18 protein-coding genes are annotated in these 22,450 nt (G+C 49.6%); 12 read left to right on the top strand and 6 right to left on the bottom strand.

Translation table 11 applies throughout. The features are described from left to right. Positions 1-115: 115 nt before the first annotated feature. The 8 genes from AB3175_RS04130 (at position 116) to AB3175_RS04165 (ending at position 8,095) form a co-directional block, all read left to right on the top strand. Complete coding sequence (locus tag AB3175_RS04130; RefSeq protein ID WP_367359679.1) at positions 116-871, top strand: glycosyltransferase family 9 protein; 756 nt, start codon at positions 116-118, stop codon at positions 869-871. Positions 872-1,013: 142 nt separating this feature from the next. Continuing rightward, entirely contained in the window at positions 1,014-1,793 is a 780-nt protein-coding gene (locus tag AB3175_RS04135) for a glycosyltransferase family 2 protein (RefSeq protein WP_367359680.1), read from the top strand. Beyond that, positions 1,790-2,773, top strand: a complete 984-nt coding sequence (locus tag AB3175_RS04140) for a radical SAM/SPASM domain-containing protein (protein ID WP_367359681.1) — start codon at positions 1,790-1,792, stop codon at positions 2,771-2,773. The genes AB3175_RS04135 and AB3175_RS04140 overlap by 4 nt, the downstream gene beginning before the upstream one ends. Before the next feature lie 13 nt (positions 2,774-2,786). Beyond that, complete coding sequence (locus AB3175_RS04145; RefSeq protein WP_367359682.1) at positions 2,787-3,809, top strand: glycosyltransferase family 2 protein; 1,023 nt, start codon at positions 2,787-2,789, stop codon at positions 3,807-3,809. A gap of 472 nt (positions 3,810-4,281) precedes the next feature. Continuing rightward, entirely contained in the window at positions 4,282-4,674 is a 393-nt protein-coding gene (locus tag AB3175_RS04150) for a type IV pilin protein (protein WP_367359726.1), read from the top strand. A gap of 409 nt (positions 4,675-5,083) precedes the next feature. Then, positions 5,084-6,313, top strand: coding sequence for a glycosyltransferase family 4 protein (locus tag AB3175_RS04155; RefSeq protein WP_367359683.1), 1,230 nt, complete (start codon positions 5,084-5,086; stop codon positions 6,311-6,313). After that, positions 6,310-7,089 (top strand): glycosyltransferase family 2 protein, encoded by a 780-nt coding sequence (locus tag AB3175_RS04160; protein WP_367359684.1) that lies wholly within the window; start codon positions 6,310-6,312, stop codon positions 7,087-7,089. The genes AB3175_RS04155 and AB3175_RS04160 overlap by 4 nt, the downstream gene beginning before the upstream one ends. A gap of 22 nt (positions 7,090-7,111) precedes the next feature. Continuing rightward, entirely contained in the window at positions 7,112-8,095 is a 984-nt protein-coding gene (locus AB3175_RS04165) for a glycosyltransferase family 4 protein (RefSeq protein WP_367359685.1), read from the top strand. A gap of 89 nt (positions 8,096-8,184) precedes the next feature. On the opposite strand, the gene AB3175_RS04170 is transcribed toward AB3175_RS04165, so the two are convergent. The 4 genes from AB3175_RS04170 to AB3175_RS04185 form a co-directional block, all read right to left on the bottom strand. Next, entirely contained in the window at positions 8,185-9,414 is a 1,230-nt protein-coding gene (locus AB3175_RS04170; protein WP_367359686.1) for a glycosyltransferase, read from the bottom strand. Between the two features lie 230 nt (positions 9,415-9,644). Further along, entirely contained in the window at positions 9,645-11,294 is a 1,650-nt protein-coding gene (locus tag AB3175_RS04175; RefSeq protein WP_367359687.1) for an ArnT family glycosyltransferase, read from the bottom strand. A gap of 362 nt (positions 11,295-11,656) precedes the next feature. Further along, the gene (locus AB3175_RS04180) at positions 11,657-12,040 is read right to left on the bottom strand and encodes a type IV pilin protein (protein WP_367359727.1); all 384 of its coding nucleotides are present in this window, start codon (positions 12,038-12,040) and stop codon (positions 11,657-11,659) included. 376 nt (positions 12,041-12,416) lie between these two features. Beyond that, a complete protein-coding gene (locus tag AB3175_RS04185) occupies positions 12,417-12,923 on the bottom strand; it encodes a hypothetical protein (RefSeq protein WP_367359688.1) in 507 nt (168 codons plus the stop codon). Between the two features lie 252 nt (positions 12,924-13,175). Between AB3175_RS04185 and AB3175_RS04190 the strand changes: the two genes are divergently transcribed. Then, positions 13,176-13,448 (top strand): hypothetical protein, encoded by a 273-nt coding sequence (locus AB3175_RS04190; protein ID WP_367359689.1) that lies wholly within the window; start codon positions 13,176-13,178, stop codon positions 13,446-13,448. Between the two features lie 201 nt (positions 13,449-13,649). Here AB3175_RS04190 and AB3175_RS04195 read toward each other — a convergent pair whose 3' ends face one another. Further along, positions 13,650-16,640 (bottom strand): insulinase family protein, encoded by a 2,991-nt coding sequence (locus AB3175_RS04195; RefSeq protein WP_367359690.1) that lies wholly within the window; start codon positions 16,638-16,640, stop codon positions 13,650-13,652. A gap of 289 nt (positions 16,641-16,929) precedes the next feature. Then, the gene (locus AB3175_RS04200; protein WP_367359691.1) at positions 16,930-17,400 is read right to left on the bottom strand and encodes a hypothetical protein; all 471 of its coding nucleotides are present in this window, start codon (positions 17,398-17,400) and stop codon (positions 16,930-16,932) included. A gap of 405 nt (positions 17,401-17,805) precedes the next feature. Between AB3175_RS04200 and AB3175_RS04205 the strand changes: the two genes are divergently transcribed. The 3 genes from AB3175_RS04205 to AB3175_RS04215 all read left to right on the top strand — a co-directional run bounded on the left by AB3175_RS04205 (position 17,806) and on the right by AB3175_RS04215 (position 22,398). After that, on the top strand, positions 17,806-18,933 hold the full coding sequence (locus AB3175_RS04205; RefSeq protein ID WP_367359692.1) for a S1C family serine protease: 1,128 nt from the start codon (positions 17,806-17,808) through the stop codon (positions 18,931-18,933). A gap of 202 nt (positions 18,934-19,135) precedes the next feature. After that, positions 19,136-20,656: an IS1380 family transposase gene (locus tag AB3175_RS04210; RefSeq protein WP_367359693.1), complete on the top strand. Its 1,521-nt coding sequence runs from the start codon at positions 19,136-19,138 to the stop codon at positions 20,654-20,656. 539 nt (positions 20,657-21,195) lie between these two features. After that, on the top strand, positions 21,196-22,398 hold the full coding sequence (locus AB3175_RS04215) for a cation:proton antiporter (RefSeq protein WP_367359694.1): 1,203 nt from the start codon (positions 21,196-21,198) through the stop codon (positions 22,396-22,398). Positions 22,399-22,450 lie beyond the last annotated feature (52 nt).

The following is a 22,450-nucleotide window of genomic DNA, read 5'->3' on the forward strand; positions in this document are numbered from 1 at the left end:
CAAGCTCTGGAATTTCTTTTACAGGCCCTTCGACATCGTTATTTATCCCGTCAAGTCCCCGCAAGTCCCTCATCTGAGAATTATCGACTGCCTGAATGGGGGAAAAACCTTTGGAATGACCGGCTGCAACCTCAACGCCCCGGGGAAGGGATATCCGGAAACATTGAAACCCTCTTCGCTCTTGAAAAAACAGCTCGATGTTTCCACAAGCGATCCCTGGGTACACGAACTTTTGATTACATTGGACTTTCTCGTTTTTATGGGATGCGAGGCCATCTCCCTCGATGACATCAGGCCTGAATTCTGGCTGGACGATTCAGAAAAAAATCATCTTCATGGATTACAACGGAATGGACGGAATGTCATTGGGCTGTTTCCCGGTGCTTCGCATAGGGAAAAACGCTGGGAGTCGCATAATTATGGGGAGCTTGCAAAACGTTTAGGCCAACAACAGATCTATGTTATCTTCGGAAGCTCCGAGGACAGGGAATTGGCCAAGCAAGCGGCGCTCTTTATCAAAGCAAACTGTGAGAATGCTGAAATTCTGGACTTCACAGGACAATCGACGCTTCGAACCTTGGTGAAAACCATCATGTCCTGTGATCTGCTGATCAGCATGGATACATCGGGGTTGCACATGGCCGTCGCTGCCGGCGTTCCGGCAATCGGCATTGTCGGTGGCGGTCACTTCGGCAGGTTTGTCCCTTGGGGAGATCCTGCGAAACATATCTTCCTGACGAATAAAACGGGATGTTTTCACTGCAACTGGCAATGCATTCATGACGAAGCAGAATGTATCACAGGAGTGTCTCCTCAAGAAGTTGCCATGGCTGCATCAAAACTGTTGAATTATGAATGGCAGCAGAGCTGACAAGACCAATGGATTGATATGTGTAAGATATAAGATGCAACCGTTCACCTCCGATGGCACAATCATCGTCTTACCGAAATGTTTGTATCCGCAGGCATCAGATATGCAGACATATTCCCAAAATGAGAATGGCCGCCTTTAAATGATCAGTGTAATTACCCCTGTCTATAACGGAAAACGGTACATTGAATCCTGCGTTATCAATGTGATCGAACAGGCATGTCGAGATGTGGAACATATTATCGTCGATGGCGGTTCAACCGATGGCACGATTGAAATCATCAAACACTATGCGGAACATTATAAGCACATCCGCTGGGTGTCGGAGAAGGACAGGGGACAGTCCGACGCCATGAACAAGGGAATCCGAATGGCCGACGGCGATACTCTCGGGTTCCTCAACGTGGACGATTATTACTCTCCGGGTACGCTGCAGAAGGCGATCGACCTGATGAAAACCCTTCCGGAACCTTCCTTACTCGTGGGCAACTGCCACATGTGGGGTGAGCATGGGAAACTTATCGAGACAAACAAACCGGCGCATCTCGACCTGACGCAACTTCTATCGGCAGAGGTATCCGTATTCCCTTTTCCCGTTAATCCATCAGCTTATTTCTATTCTCGATCTTTGCATGATATCATCGGTTTTTATGATATCCGTGAACACTACACCCTGGATCTGGATTTCATCCTCCGGGCGGCGATGCATGTGAAGCCCGTTTACGTTAATGAATCGTTTGGCAATTATCGGTATCTTCAAGGGACAAAAACCTTCGAGGACATGAAAAGGGGTTCTGGCGATGTACGGTTCAGACAACTGATCAAGAAGTATCGCCAGAGGCTGACCCCGGCGAAAAAGTTCAAAGTTTTTTATTTCATAATCTTAGGAAAGTTCTTCAAATTTATCCGTTATGACCCATGAATGAAGATCTTCTTGCGGGTTTTTCCGCCCTAAAATCAGTCCTCAGACAAACATTTACAAGGGGATATATTCCCAGGATTTTCGCCATCGGATTGACGAATGTCTGCAACCTGAGCTGTCCCCTGTGCATCACAGGACTGAAAAGGCAACAAAAGAGCAAACAATTCATGACCTATGAATTATTTACCTCGATCATTGACAAAATCAGAGAGTTTCATGGCCTTGTCCAGCTATACAAATGGGGAGAAAGCCTGCTGCACAAAGATTTCATAAACATTTTGGAATACTGCAATGTATATGATTTAAATACCGAGATAAGCAGCAATCTGAGCCTTCCAAACATTGATGAAAAACTGGAGGCCATGGTTCGATTTCGACTGAAACATTTAATTGTCTCTTTCGATGGCATCAACCAGGAAGATTACTCCCGGTATCGAATCGGGGGAGACTTCAATCTCGTCCTCTGGAATTTAAACAAACTATCGGATTACAAGAAGGCCTATAATAGCGTTTATCCCGTTATTTCATTACAATATCTTCGCAATAAATATACGACCAATCAAATCAAAGTAATTGCTGAGAATTATACGAAATGGGGAGCGGACAGGTATTATTCCTGCGATATGACAACCGTATTTAAAGACAGAGATACTGCCAGGGCCTTTCAGTGGTTTTCGGAAGAAGAAATCGCCAGACGCAAATATCTCGATGTCAATTTTTCGATGCTGGGAAAGAGATGCCCCTTTTTATACGATTACCTGATTGTTGAACAAGATGGAAGCATCCCTCCGTGCTGCTGGTGCACGGACCCGGCGGATGATTTCTTCCAGTGGGACAACACGATGACGATCCAGCAGATGTACAACACGGACAAATTCAAACGGGCGCGAAGAATGTTTCAAGACAGGAAGGCCGAAGAAACGCTCGTGTGCAACGACTGCAGCATTTTTCTGACCTATAGGATGCAGAAGAATAAATAACGAGAAAAAATCCATGTCCAGATCGCCTTTTGTATCGATCATTATCCCTACTTATAACCGGGCACAGATGCTTCCCGTAACATTGGACAGCTTTCTGGCTCAGGATTATCCGAGTGACCGTTATGAAATTATTATAATGGACAACAATTCAACGGATACAACCCGGGAGATCGCTTCTCATTATGTCGACAACTCGGCCGTTCCCGTAACATACCTTTTTGAACCTCGCCAGGGGGTCCATTATGCGCGAAACAGCGCGGCACAGAAGGCAGGGGGCGATATCCTGTACTTTACAGATGACGATATGGTAGCCGATAAGGCTTTACTGAGTGAGTTGGTCAAGGTGTTCGACCTGTTCCCCGAAGTCGGTTGCGCAACCGGCCTTATTCTTCCCCTGTTTAAGGAAGAACCGCCGGCCTGGATCCGCCGTTTCCTTTGGAATCATTACTTGAGTTTGACGGAAATGGACAGACCTGAGGAACTGATTGTCTCAAAAAACGATCTTGTGTTCAGTTGCCATCAAGCTATTCGACGTGAGCTTTTTTTCCAGGCAGGCGGTTTTAACCCCGAAAATACGGCCGGGGTTTGGATCGGTGACGGAGAAACAGGCCTGAATATAAAAATAAAAAATCTAGGCTATAAATTTGCGTACACATCTCATTCGATCATATATCACATGATTCCCCAAAGCAGAACCACGCTTGATTATCTGATCAAGAGAATAGGCAACCAAGGATTTTGTGATTCCTATACCGATTACAGGAAGCATAGGGAAAGAGGCCGGATTATCCCATTAATGATCAGAAGAAATGCAATAGATTTCATAAAGGCATTATCTGCTACGCTCGCCAAGGTAGCAGCAGGAAAACTTTCATGGCATTTTATACCGGCCAGGATCATGTATTTTCACAAAAGAAACGTCTACGACTTAAAATTGTATACAAATGAAAATTTTCGAAAGGCTGCGGACATTGATAATTGGATAAACAATGACTGTTTAATAAATGATGGGTGCGTCAGGACAATTTCCAGATAAAACAAAGGCGGATCGACCACCACAGACGTCCAGATGGCGCATAAGGAGGCGTTCTGGACCATAAAATCAGGTGGATTCGTGAAATAGCGGGGAAAATGACCAGAAACCGGTAAAAATCACAGGTCTTGATCGTGATGGAAACCACAGAGGAGAACGATCAAGGATGTTCCCAACAACCTGATTTGTATTTCATTGTATTAAAATTAATAGCCATAGAAGAATGCTTGTCTTGAAATGATTAAAAGGGCAAGCCACCTAGATTCACAAAGCATGGTATTTATTTAATAAAAATCAAATGGCACTTTGTTGTGCAGGCTCATGATATCGATATCGATTGACGGACTTTGACGTGACCTTGAAAAAGATCAGCAATCGAATTATCTGGCATTTCTTTTGCTCTATTACCGAATCGTCTTAATCAGTCAGTTCTTTATGAGAAATGAAAATCAATTCATCAGAAAAGATTGGGGCTATGATTAAAAAATTCAGAGCAAAGAGCGATAAAAAAGGTTTTACGTTGATCGAACTCATGATTGTCATCGCGATAATTGGCATCCTTGCAGCCATTGCCATTCCGCAGTTTTCCAAGTATCGGGAGGCTGGCTTTGTGGCCTCGATGAAGGCGGATGCCAACAGCATCAGGAATGCCGAAGAAGCCTACTTTAATTCAGACAACGGCGGTGTGTACACAGCGACCGTAGCTAACCTTTCAGCTTATGGTCTTAACAGCCTTTCTTCCGACAATACGGCAACGATCACGTTAACAGCTGGCCCTCCCGCAACGTATAAAGTGGTGGTTACCTCTACGAAGACAAATAAAACCGTCACCTTTGATAGTTCAGTCGGTGAAATTACGGCCAACTGACCACCATGACCGGCACGCGGATCACCGATTGATGAAAATATTTCCAATATGGAACTGATCCGATGCCAATTTGTCAGCTGACGAATCGCTGACTTTTTTGCCGCCATTACTACCAAGCCTGAATCGGATTGCTCCACAACGGCATCCAGTCTATCATAACAAAATAATTACTTCGTAATCACACTCCATATTTGCTCCGCCTGTTCCAGTTCCGGCGAAGAAGTCAATGGTATTATTATGAAAGAGACATTCTTGGGACTCTTAAATTTTTATTTCCCGTGGATTGTTGAACCGTTCAGTACCATGATAATAAGACCATCTTTCTTTTTCAACGGTGAGCCAACTACCGCTTCAGTAAAATGTTTCCAGCCATGCCACGTTTGGAGGCAAATTATCTCATGGAGTCATCTTGAATACATATCTGGATCAGGATAAACTCAAATCATCACGAACAAAAATAGGCATCTACCTGGGCTCTGAACCAGAATCCGGGGGAATGTTTCAGTACGGCCTTTCCATACTGGATGCTGCGGCTTCCCTGCCGAAAGATCGATACAAAACGATCATTGCCTGCACAACGGAGCGCTGGGAAGAACATCTCAAGTTTCTGGGCCTTGAGCATTTCCGGATATCACAAAATCTTTTATGGCGCATCTTCAAGGGCAAGGGGTGGCTCCTTTTAAACCTGCCGATTTCTTTCTGGCAGCGAGCGTTCTTCAATTTCAATCCTGCCTTTTCCCGGCGCCTGATTGAGGAAAGCTGTTCATTGTGGATCTTTCCTTCGCAAGATACCTGGACATATCTCCTTCCGCTTAATTCTTTGGGAATTATTCATGATCTGATGCATCGTTATGAAAGAAAATTCCCCGAAGCTGCCGCGCCACTGGAATATCTGCGTAGAGAAAAGCACTATCGGGCCATCTGCAAATACTCCAGGGGCATCCTCGTCGATTCCAACTGCGGGGGGAAACAAGTCATGGAATCCTACAAGGTCCATGCAGATCGTATCCATGTCCTGCCATACGTCCCACCGGGGTATATAAATTCGCAAGGCCATTCCATAAACTTTGATACAAAATATGAACTGCCTCGCAAGTTTTTCTTCTATCCGGCCCAGTTCTGGGAGCACAAGAATCATCACAACCTGCTTGCAGCCTTAGCCGGCCTGAAGCGCGAAATCAACGACATTCACCTTGTGCTGGTCGGATCGGCAAAAAATGCTTACAAAAAAACATTGGAATATCTCAATTCGATGGATCTTTCCAACAATGTCACCATCCTCGGCTACGTCTCCAGCGAAGACATGCCCGAACTTTACCACCGGACGCGAGCACTCATTTTTCCATCCTTTTTCGGCCCAACGAATATTCCTCCTCTGGAAGCATGTGCCACGGGATGTCCCATGGCCGTTTCAAATATCTACGGCATGCCCGAGCAGTTAGGAGATGCTGCTTTGTTTTTCAATCCAAACGCTGTAGATGAAATGATGAACGCCATGAAAAGATTATGGACCGATGACGATTTATGCAGACAGCTCAGCAGAAACGGAAAAAAACGGGCGGCCTTGTGGAATCAAAATTCATTCAACGGGAAATTCCAGACAATCATCGAAGATGTAGCGCGAACAGCTGACTCATGAAAACCGATCATCCATTCTTCAGCATTATCACCGCTTCACTGAACTGTGTCGACACGATCCGGGATACCATTGATTCCATTGCAGAACAAACATTTTCACAACTAGAACATCTCATCATTGACGGAGGTTCAACGGACGGCACCCTGGCTGTAATCAAGGATGCGGCCCGGTACCATCGAATATCCTACCTTTCAGAAAGAGATGACGGAATCGCCGATGCCTTGAACAAGGGAATCCGTATGGCAAAGGGACAATATATGTTGGTCCTGCAGGCAGATGATCGGCTTATATCCCGCGATGTCTGCGAAAAGGTTTATCCTGTTGCTGTCGGTCAAACTTATGATATTGTCAGTTACCCCGTTTTAAAAATTGGTCAGAACGGAAAGATGACTCCTTTCAACCCCATAAAAACACCTTGGTGGTATCACTTTAAAACCACATTTCCTCACTCAGGGGCGTTTGTTCATAAACGGGTTTTTGAACGGATAGGCGGCTTCAAAAAAGAGATTTCCATTGCTTTGGACTATGATTTTTTTTACCGGGCACTTGATTCGGCAAGCTGTTCCGTACTGATACAGTCTATGCCCGCCGCTGTCATTGGCTGCAATGGTGTCAGCAGCAATTCGAATTATCTGAGAAAACGGCTCAGGGAAGAACATCTCATTCAGAAAGCGAACGAAAAAAGGCTTATGTGGAAATTTATGCAACTGATCTTCAGGCAAATCTATGTCCCTTACAAGCTTACCTCAACCAGAAGAAAGCTGCCGTCACGTTAAAGACCCCATGATTCTCAGCCCCATGCCTACCGGTAACGGCGCTTTTGTCCTGCACAAAATGCTCGAATCAGGGATTAAAGGGTATCGTGTCTGCCCCTACTCTCCCATGCGGGAGTTTTTCCCGACCACCCTCCCTTTTTCATTAAAGGGCCGAAAGCCTTCCCTGATTCACACCACGTCGGATTACGGGATATTCTTCCGCCGTCCGGGGATTCCCCTAGTCCTCACACTCCACAGTTTTTTTCTAGACGCCATGATGATGCCTCACAGCACCTTGATCCAGCGCATTCATTATAAAACCGACCTGCGCTGGTTCACCCGCGCCTCCTTAAAAGCAGCCGACACGATCACCGCTGTCAGTCGGTTTCTGGCGGAAAGCGCCCATCGGGAGCTGGGAGTTACCCGGAACATTCAAGTGATTTACAACGGCATCGACACGGCCGAATTTTATCCGGCCAACAAGAAACCCGCGGGGAAGGGAATCCGGATTCTTTTTGCGGGGAATCTCCACCGACGGAAAGGGGCCTTTCTTCTCCCCGCCATTTCCCGAAAGTTGAACCCCGGCATCACCATCGGGTATACCCGCGGTTTAAGATCGAAAACACCTCTTCCATCCGTCTCCGGCCTGATAGATCTGGGAAATGTTCCCCTGAAGGAGATGCCTGAACTCTACCGGCAATACGACATGCTGCTTTTTCCTTCTGTCCGTGAGGGGTTTGGTCTGGTTCTCGCCGAAGCGATGTCTTGCGGGCTGCCGATTGTCGCATCCAACACTTCGGCCATCCCTGAACTCGTCATTGACGGCAAAGGCGGCTTCCTCTGTGAACCAGGCCATTCCGATGCCTTTGCGGAAAAGATCAACATGCTTGCCGAGATGCCCGAACTGCGGCGGGACATGGGAGAATTCAATCGCACCCGTGTAGAGCAGTACTTCACCCGAGACCGCATGATTCGGGAATATGCTAAACTTTTTGACACGATGCTTGACCGCGGTACTCCAGGGTAACCGGTTGAGGCACTACCCCGTGTCAAGACAAAAATCAGGCTCCTACAAGGAGCATTGGCACGCCTGCTTTCATCCTGTTGTGAGGAAAGTCATCTCGGTCGCTCACCGGCTGCCATAATCTTTTCAATCATCCCCTTGTATCTCTCCGCAATAATATCCCAGTCGTACCTTTCCCGAACGAAAGCCCGGCCTTGGCGCCCCAGTTCAATCCTCACATCCTGATTATTGAGCAGAAATTTGATTTTTTCCGCCAATGCCGATTCGTTTCGTTGCGGAACGATGAATCCCGTTTTTCCATCGCTCATAATATCCCGGATCGCCGGCAGATCCGTTGCGACAACACCACATTCACATCCCAGCGCCTCAACCTGGACCAGCCCGAAACCTTCCTGGTCTCCATCTGCAGCAATGATCGAGGGAAAAACCACAATTTCCGACTTCTGGTAGAGTGCAGGCAGATCCTGGTTCCCCAAGGATCCTAGAAAGGTGACGCTCGAATGCAGCCTCAAACGTTCCGCTTCTTTTCTTAGATTCTGCTCTTCCGGGCCACTGCCGACAATCAGCAGACGGGCTTCAGGATGGTCCTGCAATATGGCGGGCATGGCTCCAAGCAGATAAATCAGTCCTTTTTTTTCCACAAGCCGTCCGACAAACAGCAGCTGTCCGGGAATTCGCGCAGCGGAATTCGGTGGCGGAATAAAGGTTTTTTCAAGATCGACACCCATCGGAATGACATCGGTGATGAGTTCGCGGCTTCCCAGCCGCAGCACCTCTTCCTTCATCGCCCGGCTGACCACCGTGAGCCCTTGGGTTCGGGAAAGGACGAAGCGTTTCAGAATCCGGAACAGGCTCCCCTTTAAAGCAAACAGATCCCCGCCATGAGAAGTGCACAGGATCGGGCATTCCGCTCCTGCGCACTTCCGCGAAAGAATCGCCGCAAAACCTTGCGGAAGCAACCAGTGTGCATGGATTGCTTCATAATGGCCTGACTTGAGCAGTCGATATAGTGCGGCCAACTGGCCGGCAAGGAAAAAAGGGACCAGAAGAAAACGCCGGGGATGCTGCTTCAAACTGCCAAGAATACCGCCCTCGTAAGCGAGCTTTTCTCCCTCCCCCCAGAAATAACGGAACCGGAACACTCGGATACCGTCCATTTCCTCAACTTCTTTCGTCCCAGGCGCATGTGGTGCAAGAACATGCACGGTAAAATGGCGAGCCAGCCGCCTGGACAGCTCATAGACAAAGGGGGGTTCCCGATCTCCCGACCATCTGGGAAAGGTCGAGGTCAGGACAAGGAGGGTGGGATGGATATTTTGCATCAACGTTCAGTACTGGTGATCTTTCATATATTATCCAACAAATAAGTTATTGTGCCATCTCACTGCTGCCCCAACGTTGATTTTTGAAGATGCCGTAACTCATTAATACAAAACACGTTAACGTGTAAAATGACATTGTGGCAAGCCTGAGAGCAACCCAATCAAAACGTTATCCCCCGGGGGCATCCGGGGAAAGGTTCCCCGGAACACCGTGGCCCGTGCCAGTCGGATCATCCAATAATTTCATAAACTGCATATCCGTGAGATGCATATAACAACTTTGTACTGCTATTGAATGAACGTGCAAAGTCACATATCTGCACCTCTGAACAGTTCTCTTTTAAATATCGCTCGAACAAATCTATACGCACCAGCAGATGTGAGTATTTCTGGCTTTTGAAATAGCTTCTCAGTGATTTATCGCCACTTGATGTCTCGATCATTTCATTGATTGCCGTCATACCGAAGTAGCGGTCGTGGACATAGGCACGATCAAGATAATATCCCCTTCTTCCCATGTAAATTAAGCGAACGCAGGCGTTCTGAGGCAAATGGTCATTAATATACTTGATTGATTGATAACTATCCACATGACGCAATAAATACGCATCCCTTGTCTCATGATTTAATACATAGGGCATCGGATCAACTGACATAAAATAATTTTTCAAGTAGATCGAGTTCATCAGCAAACACAATATTAGAACAGAAAAGACCACTGACTTCAATCCATACTTCGCAAACAAGGGTCCATCCCATTTGAAGTTGAGAATGTTTCTCATTCCATGAACACACAGTATCGACAGGAAAGGCACGATGGGCAGGATATAGCGGATCCTTATAACCTCGGTAAAAAAGGCAACAAAGATCAGAAATCCTGTAAAGACTGAAAACAAAACAGTTTCCTTCCGATATTGACGATCCATAAATGAAAAAGGCAGAAAGACAATCAGGATCAGATTCAAAACCCCATCGAAGTATTGCGGGGAATCATCTTTGCCCTGGAAAAATATTCTCAGAGGCACAAGAATCGTTTCCCAGAAGCTTTCTCCATAGTACACGATTCTTGTCTGGAAAAGGCCGCTACTAGCATTTTCTTTAAGAGATTTAAGAACTTGTCCCCTAAAATCTGAAGCATTATGATGATACTCCTGAAAAATCCCGTCGAACAATGGATGGAAAGGATTTCCCGTTGAAACATAATTCATCATGTACCAGGGTGAGACGAAAAGTAAGGAGACGATGCAGAAGAGCGCTCCATATTTCAATGCCATCCCCTGCCTTCCCGTATCTCTGGCATAGATAAACACCACCATCATGTTCAGGAAGAAAAAGGCTATCAGAGAATTGTACTTGGAACCCAAGGCGAGTCCCATGCAAAGGGCGGAACAATAAAACCATTTTCCGTCTTCAAATTCAGAATCCCGCCATCGGACAAATGACAGCATACTCCCTGTGATAAAGAACGTCATCCCAAGATCGACATAAGCCATGGTTGAAAGGCGGAGAATGATGGGGGTGCTGACAAAAATCAACCCTCCCAGCAATGCCCATAGATGCCCGATTTTCCTATTCAAATGCCAATAGATAAGCAAACCGGTGCAGATACCGAATAGTAAATGGATGTAATTAGGAATGATGTCGTTATGGAAATAAAGGGGAATAGTGTAAAGCAGCTCAATGTTCATTGGGTAGTACGAGAATTCCGCCCAGGGAACATGAAAGAACTTATTGTGCAGCAGCCACAGTTTCGGAAGGGCAAGATGGTGAATCAGGGCGTCCCGGGCAGTTGGTGGAACGTTGCACAATAAAGTCAGCGGGATTAAAAAACATCCCAGGGAAGTTAATACCAGTGTTTCGATAATGCGGTTTAATTTCATATGGATCTGCACAAACAAAGGCCCTCGACCCGAACTCCGTCATCGCCTCAAAGATCTTTTCTTTCCGGTGCATTACCGCTGACCGCATTGCATGCCCGGCTGAACATCAAAAGTTCGGAAGCGGGATGAAACGTTAATTTTTCCATTCAAATATTTTTTGAGAAAATTCCCCGTAACGAAAAAGGGTGAGGAACTTCCTCACCCCTCTTCATCGGACTTCTTTCCTACGGCATGGTTCAAATCAGGAGTTCCCTTTGGTTAAACTCGGAAAGAATGGTGTTTCCATTATGACCGTCTTGGATGCTCTTCCATGACTTCGTATCGACAGTCCCCATTTAAGCCTGATTTTGGTCCTGCCAGTTTTAGTTCATCGTAGTCTGGCCGGTTGCACTGTTATAGGTAACCGTTTTTGCCGTCTTGGTTGATGCTATTGCAACTGAAAATGTGGCTGGAGGACCGGCAACTACCGTAATTGTAGGTGTATTTCCCTCGGAAGGCTGTGAATAACCGAAGTTAGCAAGATCAGCAGCAGTGCCTGTATATATGTTTTTATCCACGTAATATGCTTCCTCGGCAATCCTGATTGAGTTGGCATCAGATTTCATCGAGGCCTGATAACCACGCTCTCGATATGCGGAAAACTGCGGAATGGCAATGGCCGCCAGAATGCCGATGATCGCGATGACGATCATGAGTTCAATCAACGTGAAACCTTTTTGCCCTCTTTTCTTGGTAATTTCTGTCATCATAACTTGAATCTCCTTTTCTTTATTCAATTATTTGTTATTTTTTACAAAAATTCTAATATCTGCCCGTGACTTCTCCCAGCCCTGACACCACCTCCCTATCCTTCAAAATGTTCATTTTTTAAAATCAAATCGTATCATTATGAACTGACTGCCTATAAGAGCAATGACTGTACCAGAAGCATTACATGAACATCACCAACCAGGGGAACTTAACAAAATAGAAGTTATTTCAAACCGTTATAAATAATAAAAATTTCAAAAGGACCTTCGCTTTCTTATCAACAGTTTTGCCCTGACCTTCTCAAACAAAAAAGACCGGTGATTTTCACCGGTCTCTGGTCATTTTCCCCTGCAGCCTAAAGGATGGCCCCTTTCAGCGGTCCGCGCCTCCGCCTCCGTCCGATTTGCTTTCGTACTTGTCATAGGTATCCAAATCCGGCGTATAGATGATCACTCCGTTATCTTCCTTCATTCGTAACGCCGTCGTTGCTGTCATAATGGAATACCAGATTCCCACAGGCTTTCCTTCGAGGTCCAGAAGGGAAAAACCGAATAACCCCTGACCGATCATTGACGCCCTCGCCTTCATGGCACCGACAAGTTCTTTCATTCGGGAGGGAGTCATGTCCACAGCTTTCCAGAGGGAGGGCTCCAGCACATAACGTTTATCGAGCCCCAGCAGGGCGCTCGGATGGGTGTCCGAACCGCTGACGTAATAGTTCATTTCCGGATCTACCTGATAGCTTTCAAAGGCCTGGGCGGCTTTCGAATCCGGCGAAAATCTCCCGTAGTCGCGGAAATGCATGGCCGCACAGCCTTGCAGGACAAGCAGAAGCCCCATCAGGACTGCGACGGCAAGATGCCCACAATATCTGCTCATTGTCTCAACCTCCCCACATCACAAATTTTTTCAGAAAACACCGCCACCCCTTCCAGAATCCATCGATAAGAATGGCGCATCAGCGGGATTTACTGTTAAAGGCCGGTCCGTCTCTCCAACATCAGTTTAACATTGACAGGGGGAAAATCATAATATAAAAATCCGGAATCATGAATGTTTCTCGTTGCGGGTTTTTTTCGTTTCAAGAGACGATCAACCAAACAACTGCCTCCAATTTAGGAAGGAGAAAATATGGACACCCTTCTTTCCATCAATCTTTCGATCCCCCTGATTCAGATCGCCCTCCTGCTGATCATGAGCACCGCGGCTGTGTTGTTCGGCCGGATTAAACTCGCCCTGATTCTAAACTACGGCTTCATTCTCTACTGGGCCTACATCCTGAACATGAATGTCATCCGGGAATCCGGTCAGGCTGTTATCGATCAATTCACCCTCATTTATTTCGGTTTTGGGTTCGTCATCCTTCTTCTCGCTTCGGTCGGCTTTTTTGCTCACCACGATTAGTGTTTCCTTCAGATCCTCACGGAACGCCGGTTTTTTGTTTTTTGGGAGTGAAGGCCAGGCAGGAAGTCCCGGAATGCCGATAAACCGCCTCCGAAGGGAGGGTGAACGACATAAAACTCATGGCCCGGCAACGGTAAGGCCACCGGGAATTGTGGGTTATCAAGAAATGCCGGCAGAGAAAACAGGGCGTTTTTGTGACCGTCATTCAGCGGCTTCCCATATGAGAGGTTCTATTGCCAGTTTTCTTTGAAGGCGCTGGTTGGCGGCAGAAAGCGAATCCTCCGATGCATACACGGCAACGCCCTCTTCCTTCTGCATATCGCTGAAATAAGCGATTGCGGCACTTTGAAGGTCTTCTGCCGACGCATCCAGTATGGCTTCCCGGAATCTCCGGCGATCGTTGTCCGATATGCCTGCCAGTTCCCGGATCATGGCCACCGACCCCCGTCCGGAAGGATCCATCGGTCTGTCCAGCGCACCAATCGTTCCGACAATCGCTTTTTCCATTTCCTCCGGCGCCAGTTTTACATCGCCGATAAAGGCCATGGCCTCCTCATAAATCTCCAGGGTTTCCACAATGCGGGGGTCTCGATAGGAGAAGAAAGAAAACAATCCGCCCATGGGATCGAACTGGCACATACCGCCATAGGCGCCACCCTGGACCCGGATGCGCTTGTAGAGGAAGCCGTTGGACAAGTGGCGGGCCAGCACCAGCAAAGCAGGCGACAAGGGCGAATTGAAATTGGGGGCGCCCATGACCCTTGCCACATAGGACACCTGAGCAGGAATGGCAATGCCGGAATAAACCGGCGTTCTTTCCGGAAGCGCTGCGGATTCCTCCTTGACACTCCTTGTCAGGCAATTGACAAGGACCTTCAGCTGATTCTCCAGCAGGGAGAGGCCTTCCTCATCTCCCGTCACGTTGAGCAGCAGCTTGTCCGGGCTGAAGACCATGGACCGCAGGCATGCCAGCTTTTCCCGAAATTCGCCGGGCTTTTTCTGGAATTCCTCAGCAATGCGGCTGACGAAGCGGAGCTGCGTGCGGCCATGCCACTGCTCATCGCGCCAGGCCGGCAGAGAAAGGCCCGCCCCCGCGGCCATCCTGGCAAAGGCATGGCCCGAAGGCACGACGGCGGCGTGAAGCCCGTTTTTCTTTTCTGCAAGGAGATCGCGAATCCGGGCTTCATGGCTGAGATCTCCAGCCGTGAGGACATCTTTCAGAATTTCGATGGCATCCTCAACATTCCGATGGAGGGAGGATACGCCGAAAATCATGCGCTGCCAGGTTCCCCGGCCGTCGGCCGTCATGCCGGCGTTGAGAGACGAGCCGAGCCCCCCGGTCTTCAGGGTGATCCGCTTGGCCATCTCCTCATAGGAATAACCCGCCGCCCCCATATTGTTCGTCATCTTGCCCAGCAGAGGCAGATAAAGCTGCAGCTCCTCCGGAATGGAGGACACGTCAAAGGCCAGTTCGGCATAGGCAATCCCGTTGGTAAACAGATTGTGCATCAGGACGGGAATCCCTTCGAGAGACCTTTTCTCTGTGGGAATCGTTTCAATGCCCCGTTCGAGATCGGCAACCCGGAGCTTCGGCAGAGAGGCTACCGCGTCGGGACTGTCCGGCTCGCTCTGAAACGCCCGGAGCCGCTGCGCCGTTTCCCGGATCTCTTCACGGTTCTGATTACTCAATGATGCTTTAATGCCCGCCATTTTTTCCCGGAACCCGGATTCCTTTTCCTCGGCAATGGTCCGGCTGGGCTCCAGAATCGAAAGGACGCGGTGGGGATTGTCGAGCAGCCAGGTTTGCGTCAAGCGCTCGAAGAGGTCCGGCTGGGCCTCCCATTTTCTCCGCACATGTTCGATGATGCGGGGAAAGTTCAGTCCGGAGAGGGGATCGCCGTCATAGAGCCATGTGTGGTAAGCCCGCCCCATCAAGACAATCCCGTATGGATAGGAGCTCCGGACAATCTCCTTGCCTTGAAATTCGATCTGATGGAGAACGCCCTCGATCAGCTCCCGGTCAAATCCTTTCGCAACGGATTCTTTAAGCGAATCCATGATACAGGCCTCTACCGCTCCAGCCTTTTCCGGATCGCTTCCCCGCAAACCCACGGCAAAGAGAAGCTGGCGCAGATCTCTTTCGATGCCCGATACGGGGGAAAGGTCCTCGCCAAGGCCCGAATCGATGAGGGATTTGCGGAGCGGAGCGGCTGCGCTTCCGATCAGGATGCCCGCCAGGATTTCCAGGAGAATGGCGGTCTCCTCATCGGTGTTTTCCGTAAGCATCCAGGCCATGTTGATGGCGGTTTTTCCCGCCAGAGCCTCTTCTTTGCTCACGGGATAAACGGATCGCACCTGGGCGGGGGCCATCCAGCGGGGCTGGCAGGTCACCTCGGAATTCACGGAAGTCCGCTCAAAGCCGGCAAGCATCTCCTCAAGAAAGGCCAGATGCTCGGCCGTCGGAATATCCCCGTAGAGGAAAAACCGGGCATTGGACGGCGAGTAATAGAGGCGGTGAAAAGTCCGGAACCCTTCGTAGGTCAGCGTCGGAATCGCTTCAGGACTGCCCCCGGAATCAAAGGCGTACGGCGTATCCGGATAGATTGCTTCTTGGATCTCCTTGAACATCAGCGCTTCAGGAGAGGAATAGGCCCCCTTCATCTCGTTGTACACGATGCCCGAAATGGTGAGTTCGCTGGAGGTGTCCTCAGGATCGACGAATTCCAGGTGATGGCCTTCCTGAAGAAAGGTTTCCTCCAGGAGACGTGGGAAAAGAACCAGATCGGTATAAACCCGGGCAAGATTGAAAAAATCCCTTTTGACCTGGCTGGCCACGGGGTAGATGGTCTTGTCCGGATAGGTGAAGGCATTGATGAAGGTCTGCAGGGTTCCCCGCACCAGTTCGTTGAAGGCATCCTTGAGCGGATATTTTTCCGAACCAGCGAGGACGGAATGCTCCAGGATATGCGGCACACCGGTTGAATCCGGAGGGGGGGTCCGGAAACCGATGGAGAAGAGGTTTTCCCTGTCCATGCTGTGAAGATGAAGCAATTTTGCGCCGGTGTTTTCGTGCTCGATCTCATAGGCCGTCACCCGGAGATCGTCCATCTGTTCAACGCGCAGCACCTTGAAGCCAAAAAGTCGATCACCGGCCTTCAGGGTCGGCTCCGGGCATTTTCCCCTTTTGTCCATGTCTTCAGATCTCCTGTCAAACCAAGCTGCATCCATTCGGCTGACTCTCGCGCACCGTCTTCTCCCTGCCGCCCGATTCTCCCCTGGAATGCAACCTCGTTTCGATGGTTTTTTTCACAATATCCTTCCGTTAAATCTTTTTGAATCGACCGTCAAGGAAAAAACAGGGACAGAATCCCCCCGGGATGACCGACAAGAAACAATTCGGGGCAGATTGGCACGAAAGGTCAATCTGCCCCGAATTGTCAAGGTCTCGTCTGGGATCACCGGGCAGGCTGTTCCCTTCAATCTAGGACATAAAATAGAACCCCAGTTGCTTCTGGGACCACTGGTCCTGATTGACGAACTCGCCCCCCACCATCCGTCCCTCAACCCATTTGACCTTGGTCATTTGATTGACTTGAGTCTTGTTCCTGTCGTCCAGTGTAAAGGTGAGTTTCAGGATACAGCCGGGTTTAAAATCGTACGTCACCCGGGTCCTAAATTTTATGCCGACCCTTGAGAGATCGGTGACTTCGATTCTCCCCGCCAGCTCTTCTCCAGGCTGTTGCCGGATGAAGGTTCCTTGAAGGCTGACTTCCTTTCTGTACGATTTTCTGAATTCGCAAGTGACTTCCGACACAGCCTCGCATTTTGAACATTTGTGGTCGATGACATTTATTCCCTCGCAGAAACCATTCAAATCAACAACCGAAGTGTGTTTGCATTGGTTGCACGTGATCCATGCCATCCCTTTTTCGTTCACCAAAACCTTTTGCATTGCATCCACGGCTCCTTGTTAAATAAAAAAGGTCCTAGCAAAAAACACACCGCAGCACAGCGAATGCCGAAAAACCGGGGTATGTGCGGGCAGGCTCGACCCCCTTGACCCGTGCGATAAGTGATCGATGAAAACGGAGCCGTTAAAAGCGCCTTTCCCACGGGAATCGCCCTGACAGGCAGGGTCCAAGCCCCTGAATCTACTTCGGCCTTCCGTTACCGGCATCTGCAGAATCCTGACAGGAAAAAAATCGGGTTCTGCACGAAATCAGCCGGCTAAAATTTCCTTGACACGGAGGGCACCTCTCTCACATATTCAGCAACACAGCAACAGAACCTTATCCACCCGATTCCGCCCGGGATCTCCCGTTGAATCCTTCTACCCGTCCGCTATGAAAGGAGCCTTATGGCCGCCAAAAACCGTTATGTCCTCCGCCTCATCGCTTATGCCCTGGTGGGTGCCTTGCTGTTCATTCTCTGGCGGGGCTGCCCCCACATTCAGGGCTTGTTTTCCCCGAAAACGGATGCCTCACCCCGCACTGTAGCGGCCCGCGGTGATCTGGCCGCCGACGAGAAGGCAACGATCGAGCTTTTTGAAAAATCGCGCGACTCCGTCGTCTTCATCACGACCAAGGCGCTGGTGCGCGATCGCTGGACGCGCAATGTCTTCACAGTGCCGCGCGGTACGGGTTCCGGATTTATCTGGGATCAATCCGGGCATGTCATTACCAACTTCCACGTCATCCAGGGGGCGAGTGAAGCAACGGTCAGGCTCAGCGACGGAAGCGACTACAGGGCCGCCCTGGTCGGGGCAAGCCCTTCCCATGACATCGCCGTTCTGAGGATCGGAATAGGCTTCAAGCGCTCCCCGCCGGTACCACTGGGAACGAGCAGCGACTTGAAGGTCGGCCAGAAGGTGTTCGCCATCGGCAACCCCTTCGGCCTGGACTGGACTCTAACGACCGGTATTGTCTCAGCACTGGATCGTTCCCTCAGCGGCAATGGCGTCACCATCGAGCACCTGATTCAAACGGACGCAGCCATCAACCCCGGAAATTCGGGTGGCCCTCTCCTCGATTCCGCCGGTCGGCTCATCGGCATCAACACGGCCATTTACAGCCCGAGCGGAGCCAGTGCCGGTATCGGATTCGCCGTGCCTGTCGATACGGTGAACCGGGTTGTACCTCAACTGATCCGGAACGGGAAATACAACCGCCCGGCCCTCGGCATTCACTTGGACGAGGGAATCAATGAGCGCCTGAAACCCCTCCTGGGCCTGAAGGGGATTGTAATCCTGAAGGTATCCCCGGGGTCAGCGGCGGAACAAGCCGGCCTGAAAGGGGCGACAATCACCCCGGATGGGGGGATTGTACCGGGAGACATCATCACCGCGGTTGACGGGAAGCCGGTTGACACTGTCAGCAGGCTGCTTGCACGCCTGGACGACTTTTCCGTGGGCGACACGGTCAAGATAACGGTGCTGCGTGACGGGCGGGCACTGGAGTTCGCCGTGGCGCTGCAGCCCGGAACATAACCCTGTGCAACACAATCTCGGCCCTGCTGAGCGATGCGAAGCAGGATTTCGAGAGCGGGGGGCCTTTAACTTCTTTTTAATTTCATTCCATCAGACCTTAATCCACCATCAAAAAAAATAAAAAACCTCGTTGACCCTTAAAAATCAAGGTGATAGAGATTTTCTGTCAAGGAAAAATCATCATCAACGAGGTGGAGCGATTATGGCACAAGGGGTCCTATCATTCAAGTATGAAGAGGAGAAAAGAGAGTCGGGAATGACGGCGCTGGCCGGTCTTCCGTTGTACCTGGATTTAGCCTCGGTCATGGGGCTTTCAGACAGCATTGCACGCCACATTCATGTGAAGCGTCAGGGATGGACGGATGCGCAGATAGTAACATCCTTGATATTGCTTAATCTTGCTGGTGGGGAATGTGTGGATGATTTACGCAAGCTGGAGGACGACGAGGGGTTTTGTCGGGTGTTGCGCCGGATTGAGCAGAAGGGGATGACCCGCCGTGAGCGGCGGGAGTTGGATCGGCGGTGGAGGAAGGAGAGGAATCGCAGTGTTCCATCTCCTTCGTCGGTGTTTCGGTTTTTATCGGCCTTTCATGATACGACTCAGGAGGCAAAGCGAGTGGCGTGCACGGCCTTCATTCCGCCTGCGAATAAACATTTACAGGGATTGTCGGCAGTGAATGCGGACATGATGGCTTTCGTCCAGAAGCGAAATCCTCAGGGGATAGCGACGCTGGATCAGGATGCGACGCTCGTGGCCACGGGCAAGCGGGAATCTCTTTACAGTTACAAGGGTTTTTCGGCATACCAGCCGTTGAATACGTGGTGGGCGGAGCAGTCGATGGTATTGCATACGGAGTTTCGTGATGGGAATGTTCCTGCCGGGCATGAGCAATTGCGGGTACTGCAGGAAGCCCTTGCTCTGTTGCCGGCAGAGGTTGAAAAGGTCCGCCTCCGTTCGGACACGGCAGGGTATCAGCATGCGTTGCTTCGCTACTGCGAGCAAGGAGCACATGAGCGGTTTGGGCGGATCGAGTTTGCGGTCGGCTGCGATGTCACAGCGGAGTTCAAGAAGGCGGTGCTGGATGTGGAGGAATCGGAATGGTCGCCTGTGCACAAAATCTATGATGGCGTTCCGACTGAGACCAATCAGCAATGGGCGGAGGTCTGCTTTATTCCCTCAGCAATCGCCCACAGCAAGAATGCTCCTGTTTACCGTTATCTTGCCATTCGCGAGAAGTTGAACTTTTCGTATCTGCCGGGGATGGAATCTCTTCAGGAGGAATTGCCCTTTCCGACAATGAGCGTTTCGAGTCAGCCGTACAAGGTGTTTGGTCTGGTGACGAACATGGATTGGGATGGAGATGCTCTGATTCGCTGGCACCGTGAGCGATGCGGGAAATCTGAGGAAGCCCATTCCGTCATGAAAGGAGATTTTGCCGGCGGTCGCCTTCCCTCGGGAGACTTTGGCGAAAATGCGGCCTGGTGGTGGATCATGATTCTGGCACTGAATCTCAATTCAGCGCTGAAGCAGCTGGCATTGGGACGATCATGGACGACCAGGAGGATGAAAGAGATCCGTTTTTCGCTTATCAATCTTCCGGGGCGCATTGTGGAACGATCCCAGGAGTTGATTATCCGTCTGGTGAAAGGGCACCGGGCCATGGACCTGCTTCTTGCTGCCCGGCACCGGATTCAGGCGTTGGCATGGCTTCCGGCAGGGTAAGAACAGAGATCTCCTTGATAATAAAAAGGAAATAAGAATCAGGCGGTGGATTTCAGAAAGGGAAAATTTTACCGGAGGGAGAAGTGCCTCCGAGATACGCAAAAAATCCGTTCAGGAGAGACTTATCGCATGAGATCCACTTGATTTTGACACTACAACCAATCTTTCGGTTCTGAATTTCTTCAAAACGTGGCGTGAAAAACCGAAATGATCAGTTGCTTCAAAATAGGCGGTGGATTTGGGACAAGCTCAAGCCTTGACTAATCATCTTTATCTTGCTTTGATTGGAGCAAACCGGCGATGAAGAGGCTTTTGGATCTTGCGGAAGTCCGGATAACCCAGCATGATAAATCGGTTCATGTCATTGATTCCGGAGAGATGAAAATTCATGAACCGCTGGCGGCCACCTCCCGTTATTGAGCATATCCGCGAGAAGGGGCAAAAGGGGTGGAACGGCTGATGGACAGAAAAGAGGCGATCCCTCCATGGGGTTCCTATGATTCCCCCCATTACACTAACCTGATCAGACGGAGTTCTCCATGAGTTGTTTGCCGAGCTTTCCAGCAGATATCACGCCATTGATGGCATTTGGCCTCATCCTGCTGATCGGGTCCCTTGGCGGATTCATCACACATCTTATCCCCTGGCTTCCAAGCATCACGGGGTTTATGGCTGTCGGATTCTTCTTCGGGCCGAGCGGAATCAATATTTTGAGCCAGGAAACCTTGGCCCAGTCAGGGATTCTTATACATATCGCCCTTGGGCTTATTCTCTATCGGCTTGGGTTGTCACTCGACATGGCCATGCTTCGACATAACCCAAGCCTCCTTCTGGTCTCTCTTGTTGAAAGTGTTGCGACCTTTTGTCTTGTAACCTACATCCTCTCGATTTTTGATGTGGGGATCGCAACGGCTGCACTGGTTGCCGCAATCACCGTTTCCTCATCCCCAGCGGTTCTTTTGCATGTGGCGAATGAAGTCGGCGCATCGGGCAAAGTGACGGAATCCACGGAGACACTGGTTGCGCTCAATAATCTGATTTCTTTTACGTTATTCTCTTTCATTCTGCCCTTCATGCATTACACCGTAGGTTCACACTGGATGACCGTGATTCTTCAGCCCCTGTACCAACTGATGGGGTCGCTCCTTTTGGGGATTATTTTAGGCTGGTGTCTACATTTTTTTGTTATCAAGACCCGCCAGGCAGCTCAATACCGACTCGCACTTGTAATAGGTACAATCATGTTGGCAGTTGGCTTTGCGAAGGAGACGCAGCTTTCCATGCTCCTTGTTCCGCTCGTTGTCGGAGTTGCGGCGAAAAGTATTGAGAGGGAAAATATTGTTTCAGAGTTGGCCTTTGGTCCTGCCTTTGAGCTTTTTTTTATCGTACTGTTTGTTTTTGCAGGTGCAAAGCTGCATGTAAGTGAATTGATCGAGTTTGCTCCTGCAGTCTTCGCGGTGGTAGTTGCCCGTACATTTGCAAAAACGGCCGGGGTTACCGCAGCAACGGTCCTGCTTCGTAAACCCCTTCGTTACGGAATATCGAGCGGACTTCTCATGGTTCCAATGGCAGGTCTGGCGATAGGGCTAGCCGACACTTCCTGTATGATGTTCATGGATCAGGCATCCCTGATTTCAGCCACGGTGCTTGGGGCCGTCACGATGTTCGAAACGATAGGCCCACCTGTTGCGGCTTTTGCATTCCGCTTTTCGGGCGAGTCCTCCGCGGCCGCCGTTCGCTGAAGAAGGAGAGCACCGCCTCCGGAAAGAGTAGACGAGAAAAGAAATTGTTAAA

This window comes from Syntrophus sp. (in: bacteria) (assembly GCF_040768185.1).
GTDB classification, from domain to species: domain Bacteria; phylum Desulfobacterota; class Syntrophia; order Syntrophales; family Syntrophaceae; genus Syntrophus; species Syntrophus buswellii.